Genomic DNA, 15,173 nt, shown 5'->3' on the forward strand with positions numbered 1-15,173 from the left:
GTCACCAGGAAACGGCAAGGCTGGCGGAGAAGGTGCGGCCCGGGCTGCTGAAACGATCGCTCAGTGCGCGATTGGTGATCAGGCTCGGGGTGATCGACGACCATTCGATGTAGCGCTTGTCGGCCAGGTTGAACACGCCGACATTGAAGGTGGCACCCGGTGCGAAGTTCCAGTGCGCCATCAGGTCGAGCACGCCGTAGCCGGCCGGCTGGTAGACGAAGGGTGCCGGTGCGTTCGGATTGGTCTGCGCAGCAGGCGGCGGCAGGCGCTTCTTGCGCTGTACGAAGGTGCCGGCCAGTTCGACGCCCCAGGTATCGGTGTCGTACATCAGGCCCAGCGTGCCGCGAAGCGGATCGACCGAGGCCAGCGGCTCGTCATCGGTCCGGTTGTCACCACGCGACCATGCCAACGCACTGCGCAGCGCCCAGCCCTTCAGCGCCGGGCTGAGCTCGCCGAACTCGATGCCGGCCTTCATTTCCGCGCCATAGATGCGTGCTTCGGCGATGTTCTGCGACTGGAACACGGTCAAACCCTGTGCGTTGCGGCCGGTATCGACGTTGGACTGGATGAAATCCTTGTAGTCGTTGTAGTAGCCGCTGACGCTGACGTACGCCGCCGGCGCGATGAAGCGCAGGCCCAGTTCGTAGCCGTCGCTGGTTTCGGGCTTCAGGTCCGGATTGGCGATGGCGGTATAGCGGAAGGCGACATTGGTCAGGCCGATGTTGACGTCGTTGTACGGCGGCGATCGGAAGCCACGCGCATAACCGGCGAACAACGACCACTGGTCGGTGAAGCGCCAGACCATGCCCAGCTTCGGCGACACGCTGGTCTTCTTCAGCTGCGCCACGGCCGTGGTCGGGTTGTCTTCGGCGAAGATGCTGTCCACTTCCGGCTTCAGCTCGTAGCGGTCCACGCGCACGCCCGGCACCAGCGACAGCCTGCCATCGGCAAAGCGCATCTCATCCTGTGCATACAGGCCCAGCTCGGTGGTCTTGCTGATCGGGAAGTCACGCACCGGGAAGGTGTCCGGCAACACCGTGTTGCTGACCACGCCCGCCTTGCTGACCTGGTAGCCGTCGCGCTTCTGGCGGATCTCGGTACGGGTGCCTTCGAAACCGTAGGTCACTGCGTGCTCGACGCTGCCGGTGGTGAACGCCTTGTTGAACTGCGCCTGCAGGCCATAGGCATGCTGGTCGAAGGAGAACACGCGGTGGCGGCGGGTGCCGTCGGTGCGCGTTTCGTCGGTCTGCTGCCGGGTTTCGCTGTTCTGCGCGTACACCTGCCAGTGCAGGCTGTCGGCGAACGGCTGGTCCAGCGCATCCATTTCGTGGGCGAAGGACACGCGGTTGCGCTTCTGGGTGTCGTGGGACTTCATGCCAGTTGCGGCAGCCATCGCGCCGGGACGCGGCGCAACACTGGCGATCGCCGACAGCACATTGGTATCGGTGGTGTCTTCGTTGCCTTCCACGGTCAGGCGGAAGCGCTGGTCCTCGCTCGGTGCGTAGACCAGCTTGCTGAGCAGGCTGCGGCCGTCGCGATCCTGCGGATTGGACGCCGTGCGGGTGTCGTTGTCGCTGCGCACCGTGCCCTTGTTGTCGGTTTCCTGACCCTGGTGGTGGTTGACGTTGACCAGGCCGCTCCAACGGTCACCACCAAAGGCCGCCGTGGCACCGCCAAGCAGGCCCTTCCACTCACCGTCGTAGCCGAACTTCAGGCCGAAGTAGCTGTTCTTGCCGTCCTTGAGGTAGTCGGCCGGGTCCTTGGTCACGAACGCGACCACGCCGCCGAGTGCATCGGAGCCGTACAGCGAGCTGGCCGGGCCACGCACGATCTCGACGCGCTTGAGCGTATCAAGGTCGGTGAAGTTGCGGTTGGAACTGGCGAACGAACCGATGTCGAACCGGGTCGGCATGACGATGCCGTCGGTCTGGATGCGCACGCGGTTGCCGTCCAGGCCACGGATGCGGAAACCATCCAGGCCGAAGCGGGTCGCGCTGCGGGTGACCGACAGGCCCGGTTCGTAGCGCACCAGATCCTTGATGTCCTGCACCAGGTGCCGGTCCATCTGCTCACGGTCGATGACGTCCACGGTGGCCGCCACGTCGCTCACGGCCCGCTCGGTGCGGGTGGCGGTGACCTGCACCCGATCGAATTCGCGCGCATCGGGTGCGGCAGTGGCAGCAGCGTGGGCGGACAGCGGCAGCGCCATCCAGACAGCAAGGCAAAGGGCGGTATGGCGGGTCATCGGGTTCGGTCGGTCAGGCAGGGGAACCCCCGGTTACCGGCACACCCGGAAGGTGCACGCGGTAGACCGAGGGGGAGAGAGCAGGAGCGGACGGGTCGCCCACCCTGTCGGCGCTGCCGGCAGGAGGGAGGGAGGCGGGCGACCAGGCCGCGATTACTTGGTCAGGATCAGCTTGTCGTTGCTGGTGTGCCGCAGGCGATAGAAGCGGTCGCCGTGCTGGATCAGGATTTCACGACGGCCCTTGAGCAGGGCTTCGCTGTCGATGACCTCTTCCGGCGGAACGACGCGGACCGGTCGATCGCGGAGCGTCAGCGTTTCGGGGCGCAGCAGTACAGGTTGAGCATTCATGAGCATCTGGACTCGTGCGAGGGACGAGTTAAATGATAATGATTCTCAGTTGACAATCAACAACCATTCTCAATTTCATTGATGAGATTAATGATCGAATTCGGAAATTCGATAAACACCATCAATCAAAAGATTGAGTGCGACACCTTTGTAGATTCGAGCCACGCTCGACTGCTCCTGGCGCCGTCGCCAGGAAACGCCCGCGCTGCGCGCGGAGTCGAGCATGGCTCGACTCCGCAAAGGGCTGTCAGGCGAAGACGGCTTCGACCTGGGCCCAGCCGGCGGCGTCGACCTGCTCCAGCACGTCCAGTGCCTGCAGGTTCTGCAGCAGCTGGCTGACCCGGCTGGCGCCGAGGATCACGCTGGAGACATTCGGGTTGCGCAGGCACCAGGCAATCGCCAGCGTGGCCGGGGCCTGGCCCAGCGCGCGCGCGACTTCGCTGAAACGGCGCACCTGACCCAGGCGGGCCCCGGCGTCGGCCCCCAGCACCAGGTCCTGCAACCACTCCATGCCTTCGCGCCCCAGCCTTGCATCGGCCGGGATGCCCTGGTCGTACTTGCCGGTGAGCAGGCCCGAGGCCAGCGGCGAGAAGATGGTGGTGCCCAGGCCGGCACCGGCATACAGCGGCGCGTACTCGACCTCGACCCGCTCGCGGTGCAGCAGGTTGTACTGCGGCTGCTCCATCGACGGGCCCTGCAGGTTGCGCGCCTCGGCGATGTCCAGCGCCTGCTGGATCTGCGCCGCCGACCACTCCGAGGTGCCCCAGTAAAGGATCTTGCCCTGCCGTACCAGGGTATCCATGGCGTGCACGGTCTCGGCGATCGGCGCGTCCGGATCCGGGCGGTGGCAGTAATAAAGGTCCAGGTAGTCCACCCGCAGGCGCTTGAGTGCAGCGTGGCAGGCGTCGGTCACGTGCTTGCGCGACAGTCCGCGCTGGGTCGGTCGCGGGTCCTTGGCGCTGCCGAAGAACACCTTGCTGGACACGCAGAAGCCGTCGCGCGGCAGGCGCAGGTCGGTGATCACGTCCCCCATGACCTGTTCGGCACGGCCGTTGGCATAGCCCTCGGCGTTGTCGAAGAAGTTGACGCCATGATCCCAGGCGGCGGCCACCAGGTTGCGGGCCTCATCGCGCGGAACCTGATCGCCGAAGGTCACCCAGGCGCCGAAGGACAAGGCGGAAATCGGCAGGCCGGTGGAGCCCAGGCGACGGTATTGCATGCGAATCTCCTGCTGCGGGCCCGCATCCGGGCCGGGATCAAACCCCATTCTACCTGCCGCCGCCAGCCGCAAGCCCTTGCCGTTGCTGGCCTGATCGGCACCGATGGCCGCGCACACGCTGCTTTTTCTTGCCCCGGCCCCTGCCCTGCACTAGGCTTCCCGTTTTTCGCGACGCCCCAGGGGAGTCACTCACATGGTCGAAGGTTTGGGCAGGATCGGCTTCGGCCTGTTCGGGTTGGCGGTGCTGATCGGCATCACCTGGTTGTTTTCCAATAACAAGCGCGCGGTTGACTGGAAGCTGGTTGCCACCGGTATCACCCTGCAGATCGCCTTTGCGGCGCTGGTGATCCTGGTGCCGGGCGGGCGCGACGTGTTCGACGCGCTGGGCAAGGGCTTCGTCAAGATCCTCAGCTACGTCAACGAGGGCTCGGGCTTCATCTTCGGCTCGTTGATGGACACCAAGAATTACGGCTTCATCTTCGCCTTCCAGGTGTTGCCGACCATCATCTTCTTCTCTGCACTGATGGGGGTGATGTACCACCTCAACATCATGCAGGGCATCGTGCGCGTGATGGCCTGGTCGATCACCAAGGTGATGCGCGTGTCGGGTGCGGAAACCACCAGCGTCTGCGCCAGCGTCTTCATCGGCCAGACCGAGGCGCCGCTGACCGTGCGCCCGTACATCGCCAGGATGACCCAGTCCGAGCTGCTGACCATGATGATCGGCGGCATGGCACACATCGCCGGTGGCGTGCTGGCGGCCTACGTGGGCATGCTCGGCGGCGGTGATCCGGCGCAGCAGGCCTTCTATGCCAAGCACCTGCTGGCGGCCAGCATCATGGCGGCCCCGGCCACCCTGGTCGTGGCCAAGCTGCTGATCCCGGAAACCGGCACCCCGCTGACCCGCGGCACGGTGAAGATGGAAGTCGAAAAGACCTCCAGCAACATCATCGACGCGGCCGCTGCCGGCGCCGGTGACGGCCTGAAGCTGGCGCTGAACATCGGTGCGATGCTGCTGGCCTTCATCGCTCTGATCGCGCTGTTGAACGCACCGCTTACCTGGATTGGCGATGTGACCGGCCTGGCCGCTGCCATCGGCAAGCCGACCAACCTGTCGACCATCTTCGGTTACGTACTGGCCCCGATCGCCTGGGTGATCGGCACCCCGTGGGCCGATGCCACCACCGTCGGTTCGCTGATCGGCCAGAAGGTCGTGATCAACGAGTTCGTGGCCTACACCGAGCTGTCGCAGATCGTGAACGGCCAGATCGCCGGCGTGAGCCTGTCCGAGGAAGGTCGCCTGATCGCTACCTACGCGCTGTGCGGCTTCGCCAACTTCAGCTCGATCGCGATCCAGATCGGCGGCATCGGCGGGCTGGCCCCGGAACGTCGCCACGACCTGGCCAAGTTCGGCCTGCGCGCCGTGCTGGGCGGTACCATTGCCACCTTCATGACGGCGACCATCGCCGGCGTGCTGACGCACTTCAGTTGAACCCTTGGTTGAGAAAAGATTCCCTATGAGCAGCAGTGTCGTTGTCGTCGGTTCCTTCAATGTCGATCACGTGTGGCGGTGCGAGTCGCTGCCGGCACCGGGTGCGACCATTGCCGGCCGTTACAGCACCGGCCCCGGTGGCAAGGGCTTCAACCAGGCCGTGGCGGCCTGCCGCGCCGGTGCCGACACCCACTTCGTGTGCGCGCTGGGCGACGACGCCGGTGGCGCCACCGCCCGTGAGCTGGCCGCGCAGGACGGCTTCGGTCTGATCGCCGAAGCCAGCAGCGAACCGACCGGCACCGCCGGCATCTATGTGGACGCGCGCGGCCGCAACACCATCGTGATCGGCCCGGGTGCCAACGCCGCGCTGAGCACCGACTTCCTGCAACAGCAGCAGGCGCTGCTGACCGGCGCCAAGGTGGTGCTGGTGCAGCTGGAATCGCCGGTGCAGACCATCGAAGCGGCACTGGCCACGGCCCGCGAGGCCGGCGTCACCACCGTGCTCAACACCGCACCGGCCGATGCCCCCTCCACCATCGGCCTGCTCAAGCTGGCCGATGTGATCACCCCGAACGAGACCGAGTTCGCCGCCCTGCTCGGCCGTCATGTCGGTGAGCGCGTGGATGCCAACGACGTCGCCGCGCTGGATGGCGCCAGCCTGCACGCGCTGTGCCGCAAGCTGGTCGGCAACGGCACGGTGGTGGTGACCCTGGGTTCGGTGGGCGTGTTCGTGTCGCATGCCGACGAGAACCTGCGCGGCGATACCCAGCCGTACTACCGCGTGGGTGCCGAACAGGTGCAGGCGATCGACACCACCGGCGCCGGCGACGCCTTCAACGGTGCGCTGGCCGCATCGCTGGCACAGGTGGCCGACGCCCCGTTCGCCCGTCACGTGCGCTTCGCCAACCAGTTCGCCGGTCGTTCAACCGAGAAGGAAGGTGCCGCTGCGGCAATGCCGCGTTTCACCCCGGCCGACGCCGAAGCAAAGTAATTCCACGCCATGCGTGGATGAAGAAGCCCGGGTGTGCAGACACCCGGGCTTTTCTGTTTGCTTTTCAATGAGGCAGATCCACACCATGCGTGGATGAACGAGACCGCGCAAGCCATCCCAGCAACAGGCCAGCGGCAATCGCCAGCAACGCGACGGCCGCGCCCACCGCGCCCAGCGATGCCAGGCCGAAGCGTTCGATGGCCCCACCTCCCAGCAGCGCACCCAGGCCGATGCCGGCGTTGGCCGCAGACACATTCAAGGTTCCGGCCAGCGCCTGTGCCTGGGGCGCTGCACGCATCACCCGCACCTGGCACAGCGGGAACAATGCGGTATGCGCCACACCCCACAGGACCAATGCGATGAGCACGAATGCGCCGTGGCCGGCCAGCCCGACACTGGCCAGCATGCCCAGCGCCAGCACCGCGCAGAACACCAGGGTCGCGCCCAGGGGCGCACGATCGACCCAGCGCCCACCCAGTGCATTGCCGAGCAGTCCCACGGCGCCGAAGCCCATCAACCACCAGCCCACCTGTGCCCCCGGTACCCGCATCAGCCGCTCCAGTACATCGGCCAGGTAGGTGTAGGCAGCAAACATCGCGGTGAACACCAGCACCGACAGCAGCACATGGCCCAGCAACTGCGGCTGGCGCAGCACACGTGCCTGCTCGCCCAGCGCGCGCCGCGGCCCGGCCACGGTGTCCGGCATCCACAACGCCAGCGCGCCCGCCATCAACAGCGACAGGGCCGCCAACAGCCAGAAGCTGCCGCGCCAACCGAGGGCGTCGGCGGCCAACGTCCCCAGTGGGATACCGAACAGCATTGCGGCGGTGATACCCAGGTAGACCCGCGCGACCGCACGGCCTCCCTGCCCTGCAGGAGCCAGCTGCACAGCAGTCTCGCTGGCGGTGCCCCAGAACACCGGCAGGGCCAGTGCCGGCAGCACCCGCGCCAGCGCCAGCAGCCACGGCTGCGTGGCCATCGCGGCCAGCGCGTTGGAAGCCGCGAACAACAGCAGGATGACCACGAACAGGCGGCGCCGGCCGACGTGTGACAGCAGCGCGGTCAAGGGTGGCCCGGCCAGCATCACGGTGAACGCGAACAAGGTGACCAGCTGCCCCGCTCGGGCGATGCCCAGGCCAAGGTCGCGCGCCAGCGCGGGCAACAGGCCGACGATCAGGAACTCGGTGGTGACGATGACGAAGGCGGACACCGCCAGCAGGACGACTGAAAGACGTGCGCGAGCGTTTGCGTGGACAGCGGTCACGGCGGAATCAAGGGAGGACATGGGCGGGCATCAGAACAGGGGTCGCCAGCCTATTTCCTCCGTGAGTTCCGATTGCTGCTATGTTTTCCATTGATTCCGGACAGAATTTCTCCCCATGCTTCCCACCGAGCGCCTGCGCGGCATAGAGGCCTTCGTCGCCACCGCCGATGCCGGCAGTTTCACTGCCGCCGCCGAACGCCTGCACCTGACCAGTTCGGCGGTGGGCAAGACCATCGCGCGGCTGGAGGCGCGGCTGGGAGCGCGGTTGTTCGAACGCAGCACGCGCCGCCTTCGCCTGACCGAGGCCGGTGAGGGCTTCTACCGCACCTGCGTGCGGGTGCTGGGCGAACTGGCCGATGCCGAGTCAGTGCTGGTCTCGCACGCAGACGCGCCCGTGGGCCGCCTGCGGGTGGATGCGCCGGCCACCTTCGGGCGCCTCAAAGTCTGGCCGTTGCTGCTGCAGCTGGCCGCCGAGTTTCCACAGCTGCATCCGCAGGTGAACTTCAGCGACCGCTTCAGCGACCTCGCCGAGGACGGCGTCGACCTCGCCGTACGCATCGGCGGTCCCGAGCCGCTGCCCGCCACGCTGGGCAGCCGCCAGCTCGGTTACGAATGCCTGCGCTTCTGCGCCTCCCCGGCCTACCTGCTCCGGCATGGCCAGCCCCGCTCGGCCGCCGAGCTGGCTGGGCATGACGGTGTGCTGTTCGGACGCGCGGACGGCAGCATCGGGCCGTGGCAGGTGGCCGATGGCGGGCAGCGCAGTACACCGCTGCAGGCCCGCGCGCGCCTGGTGGTTGGCAGCGCCGAGGCCCAGGTGGCGGCGGTCGAGGCCGGCTTCGGCATCGCGCAGCTGGCCACCTGGCTGGTCGATGACGCGCTGGCGCGCGGCAGCCTGGTCTCGATCCTGCCGTCGCTGGACTGCCGCGGCCTGCCGCTGCGCCTGTTGTGGCCGCAAGGCCGGCAGCGGCTGCCACGCGTGGACGTGGCCCTGGACCGTCTCGGCGCCGGGTTGCAGATCGATCCGCCGCGCTGAGCGCAGCGCTATCACCTGTGGTCGCATCGGACGGCTGCGACTGCCGGTCGCATTGCCCGCATCCCGCCCCTCACCCACCATCCGCGCAGCGTTTCAGCGTGGGCAGGACATGGACGGATTCCCTTGGTTGCTGGTTGCCGCCGCCGGTAGTGCCATTGCGGCCCTGCTGCATATCGGCTGTATTGCCTTCGGCGCCGCGTGGTACAGGTACTTCGGTGCTGGCCCGCGCATGGTCCGGCTGGCACAGGCCGGGCATTGGTGGCCGCCGCTGATGACCGCCGGCATTACGGCCGTGCTGGTGGCCTGGACCCTGTACGCACTGGCCGCAGCGGGCTGGCATTCGCCGCTGCCGGCCAGCCGTCTGGTCCTGTCGGGCATCGCCCTGCTGTTGCTGCTGCGCGCGGCGATGGGCTTCGGGCTGGCCCTGCTCCGGCCCGGCGACAACGGCCGGCGCTTCTGGGTGGTCAGTTCACTGGTGTGCCTCAGCCTGGGGCTGGCCTTCGCGCTGGGTACCCGCCAGGCCTGGCAGAGCCTGGGGTAGCCGCCTACCATCGCCCGCCCTTGGGGGCGGCGGAAGCAACCGTCAAGCATCTGCTGATGCCGGTACGGCATGAGGTCGGTGCCGATCGGCCTGAACCGGACCGCGTCCGACACGGCCGTACCGCCGCCCGCGCCCTACAATGGGCGCATGCAGATCGGCCCGTACACCATTGCCCCCAACGTCGTGCTGGCGCCCATGGCCGGCGTCACCGACAAGCCCTTCCGCCTGCTGTGCAAACGGCTGGGCGCGGGGCTGGCCGCCTCGGAAATGACCATCAGTGACCCGCGTTTCTGGAACACGCGCAAGTCGATCCACCGCATGGATCATGATGGCGAGCCGGCCCCGATCAGCGTGCAGATCGCCGGCACCGAGCCGCAGCAGCTGGCCGAGGCCGCACGCTACAACGTCGACCACGGCGCGCAGATCATCGACATCAACATGGGCTGCCCGGCCAAGAAGGTGTGCAACGCCTGGGCCGGCTCGGCGCTGATGCGTGACGAGCAGCTGGTGGCGCGCATCCTCGAGGCCGTGGTCAACGCGGTGGACGTTCCGGTCACGCTGAAGATCCGCACCGGGTGGGACTGCGACCATCGCAATGGCCCGGTGATCGCCCGCATCGCCGAGGACAGCGGCATCGCCGCGCTGGCGGTGCATGGCCGCACCCGCGACCAGCATTACACCGGCCAGGCCGAGTACGCCACGATCGGCGAGATCAAGGCCGCGCTGCGCATTCCGGTGATCGCCAACGGCGATATCGATTCGCCGCAGAAGGCGGCATACGTGCTGCAGCAGACCGGCGTGGACGCGGTGATGATCGGCCGCTCGGCACAGGGCCGGCCGTGGATCTTCCGCGAAGTGGCGCACTTTCTGGCCACCGGCGAGGAACTGCCACCACCGTCGTTGGCGGAAGTGCGCGACATCCTGCTCGGCCACCTGCACGCACTGCATGCGTTCTATGGCGAGCCGCAGGGCGTGCGCATCGCGCGCAAGCACCTGGGCTGGTATGCCAAGGACCGGCCGGAGAATGCGGCCTTCCGCGCCGTGGTCAACCGCGCCGAAGACCCGCAGAGCCAGGTCGCGCTGACGACCGAGTACTTCGACCGCCTGATCGCCGGGGAACCGGCGTTGTCTTCGGCGGCCTGAGCCGCCAATCCTGCGTTTCCGGACAGTCGAGCCTGCTCGACGCTACAAGAGCCCGCCCCATGACCCCGCCGATCTCCTCCCCGACCTACCTGCACGGGTTCTCCGGCACCGAGCAGCAGCGCCTGATGACCCAGGCGCGCCTGCTGGAATCGAGCATCTTCGGCCAGATCGACTACAGCGGCGCGCGGCGCCTGCTGGAAGTCGGCAGCGGCGTGGGTGCGCAGACCGAGATCCTGCTGCGCCGCTTCCCCGAGCTGCACGTGACCGGTGTGGACCTGAGCGAGACCCAGCTGGCCACCGCGCGCGAGAACCTGGCGCGCACGCCGTGGTGCAGCGATCGCTACACCCTGCAGCAGGCTGACGCCGGCGAGCTCCCGTTCGAGGCACGCAGCTTCGACTCGGCGTTCCTGTGCTGGGTACTGGAGCATGTGCCGTCACCGGCGCGCGTGCTGAGCGAGGTGCGCCGGGTGCTGGCACCGGGTTCGCCGGTCTACATCACCGAGGTGATGAATGCCTCGTTCCTGCTCGACCCGTATTCGCCGCACATCTGGCGTTACTGGATGGCGTTCAACGATTTCCAGTACGACCACGGGGGCGATCCGTTCGTTGGCGCCAAGCTGGGCAACCTGCTGCTGGCCGGCGGCTTCCGCGACGTGCACACCGAGATCAAGACCATCCACCTGGACAACCGCGAACCGGCGCGCCGCAAGACGATGATCGCGTTCTGGGAGCAGCTGCTGCTGTCGGCGGCCGACCAGCTGCTGCAGGCCGGCTCGGTGGACGAGGAAACCGTGGAAGGCATGCGTCGCGAGTTCCGCCTGGTGCAGAACGACCCGAATGCGGTGTTCTTCTATTCGTTCGTGCAGGGCCGCGCCACGGTGTATTGAGCCGACGCGGCACCAATGCTCCCGCATCCACGCATGGCGTGGATCTACTCGACAGCGCCGACTACGGGCGCATGCCAGATCCGCTGCCACATCGCCGCCAGCCGGCGCCCGGCATCAGCGCGCGCGGCGGGACTGCTGTAATCCGCCCGCAGCTGCTCGGGCGTGATTGGCCGCCACTGCCCGTCGACCTGCTCGGCTACGACGAAGTTGAAGGTGTAGTCCGGCTCCAGGCCCATGCGCAGGTCGCTCAGCACCAGCCGGCCGTCCATCACCTGCGCACGCATGAAGCCACGGTTGAACCAGGTCAGCTGCTGCACCGCCGGGATGCCCCCTGCTTCGCGCAGTGCCTGCACGTTGGACGCGTGGCCTTCGAACTGCATCGGCCCATGGTCGGCCACCAGCGAGCGGTCGCCCACCACGTAGCCGTTCGGCGTCATCGCCACCACCCGCCACAGCAGGGTGTTGAACGGCATCGGCACCGAGAAGCGCGGGGCATCGCCCAGGCCCATCGCCGCCAGGCTCTGCTGGGCAGCACGGTCGACCTGGGCCTTGGCGATCAGGCCCCAGCCCAGATAGGCACTGCTGGCCAGCAACGCCACACCCAGCACCTTGCCAGCCCAGGGGCGGGCGCGGCCAAACCAGGCCAGCACGCAGCCCAGCAGCAGCCACACCGTGTAGCCGGGATCGATGATGAAGACGCTGGAGCCCATGGTCGGGTGTGGCCGCAACGGCCACCACAACTGGGTGCCGTAAACGGTGAATGCATCCAACAGCGGATGGGTGACCAGCGCCAGCTGGATCGCCCAGAACCAGCGCACCGGTGACTGCGCAACCCGGCCGTTGCCGAAGCGCTTGAACAGCCACCAGATCAGCGCTGCCACCCAGGGCAGCACCAGCAGCGAATGGCTGAAGCTGCGGTGCTCGATCATGTTCGCCACGGGGTCGGCGGCGGTGAAGCCAAGCCACAGGGCATCGAGGTCCGGCAGGGTGCCGAGCGCGGCACCGGCCAACAGGGCCGCGCGGCGCTGGCCGGGCGGAGCGATGGCAGCGGCGACGGCGCCGCCGAGCACGATCTGGGTCAGGGAATCCATGGACCGATGCTAGCGGCTTGCGGGCGGTGCATGTAGAGCCGAGCCCATGCTCGGCTGCCGTTACACGCAATGAAGAGCAGCCGAGCATGGGCTCGGCTCTACAAGGGGACAGACGCGGGTTACGCCGCCTGCGACAGGCGCGCGCCCGGCAGCTCCACCAGCGTCTGGCCGTTGTGGTCCAGCAGGCGCAGCGCGCCATCGTGGTCTTCGGCCAGCGCGGTCAGGCTTTCCACCCAGTCGCCGTCGTTCGCGTAGACCAGGCCATCGCGTTCAATCAACGCAGCGCGGTGGATGTGGCCACAGATGATGCCATCCAGTCCGCGGCGGCGGACATCGTCCAGCCCGGCCTGCACGAAGCGTTCGATGTAGCGTTCGGCGGCGCCGCTGCGCTTCTTCAGGAATTCAGACAACGACCAGTAGCGCATTCCCAACAGCCGCCGCACCGCGTTCAACGCCTGGTTGCCGGTCAGGATGCGGTAGTACAGCCAATCGCCGAATTTCTCCTGCAGTCCGCCGAAGTGGGTCACGCCGTCGTACTCGTCCCCATGCGCGACCAGCAGCCGGCGGCCATCGGCGGTCACGTGGATGGCGCGGCGGCGCACCTGCATCGCCGGCAGCATCAACCCGCAGACCTGGCGCAGCGAAGCATCGTGGTTGCCGGGGATGTAGACGATCTCGGTCCCGGCACGGCGCAACGCGTGCAGGGCCTGGATGACTTCGCTGTGTGACTGCCGCCAGTTGGCCCGGCGGTGCGCCATCCACCACAGGTCGATGATGTCGCCGACCAGATACAACCGTTCGCAGCGCAGCTGCGAGAGGAACCGTGCCAGCTCGGTGGCATGGCAGTGACGTGAACCCAGATGTACATCGGAGACGAACACTGCGCGCCGGTGCGGCGACAGGTTCGCCAGCGCGCTCATGCCGGCGTCCCCGCGTCGCGCAGGTAGCGTTTGCGCTTGTTCGGCCGGATCGCACACAGGTCTACTTCGATCAGGCCGTCGATCGAATCACTGAAGTCCGGGTCGACACCGAAGGCGAGGAAGCGGGCACCACCGGGTTCGCACAGATCGGTGTACTGGCGGTACAGCGTCGGCACCCCCGTGCCGAGTGCGGCCAGGTTGGCCTTGAGCACATCGAACGCGGCACCGGCATCCAGCTCGCCGAAACTCGGCGGTGCAGCGAAGTACTGGAACGGCCGGTTCGATTCGGCCAGCCCGGCGGTACCGCTGTAGTAGCGCTGGTAGTAGGCCACCAGCTGCTCGCGCGCATCGCGTGGCAGCGCCGCGCTGATCGACACCGCGCCGAACAGGTAGCGGATACCCGGCCGGCACTGCAGGTAGGCACCGATGCCCTGCCACAGGTAGTCCAGGCTGCGGCTGCCCCAGTAGTCGGGCACCACGAAGCTGCGGCCCAGTTCCAGGCCCTCGGCGATGTGGGTGATGGCATCGTCGGAATAGCGGAACAGCGACGCGCTGTAGAGCCCGGACAGGCCGTGCCGGGCCAGCGCATGGGCGCCGCGCATGATCCGGTACGCGCCGGCGATGCGCTGCGCGGCCGCGTCCCAGATCACGATGTGCTCGTACCGCAGGTCGTAGTCGTCCAGGTCGCGGCTGCGCCCGGTGCCCTCGCCCACCTGGCGGAACGTCAGTTCGCGCAGGCGGCCCAGCTCCAGCAGCAGCGGTGAATCAGCGGTACAGGTGGCCAGCAGGATCTGCTTGCCATCGGCGGTCTGGCCCAGCTGGGTCGCTGCGGCAATCCCTGCGGCGACCTGCGAGGGCGGCACCGGGGCAGCCAGCGGCTCCGGACCTGCGCAGGCAGCGGCATTACCGGCTGCGCCATTGCGGCCCAGCGCATAGAGCGCGCGGCGTACCGCCAGCAGCTGTGCGCCCGGGTCGCCGCCTTTGCCCAGCTGCATTGGCTCGCCGATGCTCAGGCGCAGCGGGCGGCCACGGCGGGTGAACATCTCGCGCGCCAGCAGCGCGGTGCCAGCCGGCTTGAACAGGGTCGAGGCGCCGTAGAACAGTGCCGAATTGCGTGCTTCCACGCGCACCGGCAGCACCGGCGCACCGGCGGCACGGGCAAAGCGGACGAACCCGCGCTGCCAGCGGCCATCGCGGATGCCGCGCAGCGACAGGCGCGAGACCTCACCCGCCGGGAACACGATCACGCACTGCTCGGCGGCCAGCGCCTCCTCCACCGCGTGCAGACTGCCGCGCTGGGCCTTGCCGCCAAGGATGCGCACCGGCAACAGCAGGTCCTGCAGTGGCGCGATGGCCCCCAACAGATCGTTGGCCACGATCCGCACGTCACGACGGATGCGGCCGACCGCGTCCAGCAGTGCGAGGGCGTCCAGCGCCCCCGAGGGGTGGTTGGCGACGATCAGCAGGCGGCCGTTGGCGGGAATCTTCGCCAGCGCGGCCGGATCCACCTGGTACTGGCCATCGATGAACTCCAGGGCGGCGGCGACGAAGCCGAATCCGCGCAATCCCGCACTGCGCTGCAGGAACGCTTCGATCTGGTCCAACCGCGACCAGCGGCCGACGCTGCGCAACAACGGCCGCGCCAGTTGGCCCCGGCGGCCGTGGAACCAATCGGGGAAGCGTTGCTGGAGACGCTGTTCGAGTTCCTGCATGGCGGATCCACTCATGCCCGGCGGCCGGATTGGCCGACAGCCTGCGCCCGGCAGGCGGCAGCCAGATGGCGGTTTCGGGGCAGAACGATGACGGCCGGCCTGGCAGGGTCGCGGCCTGCGCGGTCCGGGGTTGGACAGCCCCGTCCGTCGTCACGCTGGTGGAACACTGGGCCTCGAGGCCGGACCCAATCCCGTCACGACGGCCCTTGCCAGGCCTACGCGGGCTTAACCACCGGCAACCGGTACCGGTTCACAATGCACAGGCGGCGCACCCCGTGTATCATTCG

The 15,173-nt window shown here is 67.7% G+C and carries 14 protein-coding genes; 6 read left to right on the plus strand and 8 right to left on the minus strand.

Annotated features, from left to right (window positions below; genetic code table 11):
- Window position 1: 1 nt before the first annotated feature.
- The 4 genes from AC5P6E_RS10310 to AC5P6E_RS10325 all read right to left on the minus strand — a co-directional run bounded on the left by AC5P6E_RS10310 (window position 2) and on the right by AC5P6E_RS10325 (window position 3,812).
- Entirely contained in the window at window positions 2–2,245 is a 2,244-nt protein-coding gene (locus AC5P6E_RS10310; RefSeq protein ID WP_425518232.1) for a TonB-dependent hemoglobin/transferrin/lactoferrin family receptor, read from the minus strand.
- 153 nt (window positions 2,246–2,398) lie between these two features.
- On the minus strand, window positions 2,399–2,593 hold the full coding sequence (gene hemP / locus AC5P6E_RS10315; RefSeq protein ID WP_005412278.1) for a hemin uptake protein HemP: 195 nt from the start codon (window positions 2,591–2,593) through the stop codon (window positions 2,399–2,401).
- A gap of 87 nt (window positions 2,594–2,680) precedes the next feature.
- Complete coding sequence (locus AC5P6E_RS10320; RefSeq protein ID WP_157999905.1) at window positions 2,681–2,818, minus strand: hypothetical protein; 138 nt, start codon at window positions 2,816–2,818, stop codon at window positions 2,681–2,683.
- A gap of 22 nt (window positions 2,819–2,840) precedes the next feature.
- Entirely contained in the window at window positions 2,841–3,812 is a 972-nt protein-coding gene (locus tag AC5P6E_RS10325; RefSeq protein WP_010481868.1) for an aldo/keto reductase, read from the minus strand.
- 193 nt (window positions 3,813–4,005) lie between these two features.
- Here AC5P6E_RS10325 and AC5P6E_RS10330 point away from each other — a divergent pair, with 193 nt between their 5' ends.
- Together AC5P6E_RS10330 and AC5P6E_RS10335 are read left to right on the plus strand one after the other, a co-directional pair.
- Window positions 4,006–5,304: a NupC/NupG family nucleoside CNT transporter gene (locus AC5P6E_RS10330; protein ID WP_010481870.1), complete on the plus strand. Its 1,299-nt coding sequence runs from the start codon at window positions 4,006–4,008 to the stop codon at window positions 5,302–5,304.
- A 25-nt stretch (window positions 5,305–5,329) separates the two neighbouring features.
- Complete coding sequence (locus tag AC5P6E_RS10335; RefSeq protein ID WP_010481872.1) at window positions 5,330–6,295, plus strand: ribokinase; 966 nt, start codon at window positions 5,330–5,332, stop codon at window positions 6,293–6,295.
- A gap of 64 nt (window positions 6,296–6,359) precedes the next feature.
- On the opposite strand, the gene AC5P6E_RS10340 is transcribed toward AC5P6E_RS10335, so the two are convergent.
- Window positions 6,360–7,580, minus strand: coding sequence for an MFS transporter (locus AC5P6E_RS10340; protein WP_019338092.1), 1,221 nt, complete (start codon window positions 7,578–7,580; stop codon window positions 6,360–6,362).
- A gap of 94 nt (window positions 7,581–7,674) precedes the next feature.
- Between AC5P6E_RS10340 and AC5P6E_RS10345 the strand changes: the two genes are divergently transcribed.
- The 4 genes from AC5P6E_RS10345 (at window position 7,675) to AC5P6E_RS10360 (ending at window position 11,163) form a co-directional block, all read left to right on the plus strand.
- Window positions 7,675–8,592: a LysR family transcriptional regulator gene (locus AC5P6E_RS10345; protein WP_329835173.1), complete on the plus strand. Its 918-nt coding sequence runs from the start codon at window positions 7,675–7,677 to the stop codon at window positions 8,590–8,592.
- Between the two features lie 109 nt (window positions 8,593–8,701).
- Window positions 8,702–9,133 (plus strand): hypothetical protein, encoded by a 432-nt coding sequence (locus tag AC5P6E_RS10350; protein ID WP_019338090.1) that lies wholly within the window; start codon window positions 8,702–8,704, stop codon window positions 9,131–9,133.
- Window positions 9,134–9,280: 147 nt separating this feature from the next.
- Complete coding sequence (dusB, locus tag AC5P6E_RS10355) at window positions 9,281–10,276, plus strand: tRNA dihydrouridine synthase DusB (protein WP_049453467.1); 996 nt, start codon at window positions 9,281–9,283, stop codon at window positions 10,274–10,276.
- Between the two features lie 59 nt (window positions 10,277–10,335).
- On the plus strand, window positions 10,336–11,163 hold the full coding sequence (locus AC5P6E_RS10360; protein WP_005415318.1) for a class I SAM-dependent methyltransferase: 828 nt from the start codon (window positions 10,336–10,338) through the stop codon (window positions 11,161–11,163).
- A gap of 44 nt (window positions 11,164–11,207) precedes the next feature.
- On the opposite strand, the gene AC5P6E_RS10365 is transcribed toward AC5P6E_RS10360, so the two are convergent.
- The 3 genes from AC5P6E_RS10365 to olsF all read right to left on the minus strand — a co-directional run bounded on the left by AC5P6E_RS10365 (window position 11,208) and on the right by olsF (window position 14,886).
- The gene (locus AC5P6E_RS10365) at window positions 11,208–12,254 is read right to left on the minus strand and encodes a metal-dependent hydrolase (RefSeq protein ID WP_019338089.1); all 1,047 of its coding nucleotides are present in this window, start codon (window positions 12,252–12,254) and stop codon (window positions 11,208–11,210) included.
- A 119-nt stretch (window positions 12,255–12,373) separates the two neighbouring features.
- Complete coding sequence (locus tag AC5P6E_RS10370) at window positions 12,374–13,174, minus strand: UDP-2,3-diacylglucosamine diphosphatase (protein WP_019338088.1); 801 nt, start codon at window positions 13,172–13,174, stop codon at window positions 12,374–12,376.
- Window positions 13,171–14,886: a bifunctional ornithine lipid synthase OlsF gene (gene olsF, locus AC5P6E_RS10375; RefSeq protein ID WP_495230928.1), complete on the minus strand. Its 1,716-nt coding sequence runs from the start codon at window positions 14,884–14,886 to the stop codon at window positions 13,171–13,173. The genes AC5P6E_RS10370 and olsF overlap by 4 nt, the downstream gene beginning before the upstream one ends.
- Window positions 14,887–15,173: the final 287 nt, after the last annotated feature.

It is taken from the genome of Stenotrophomonas sp. YJH_SMC_16 (assembly GCF_059367875.1).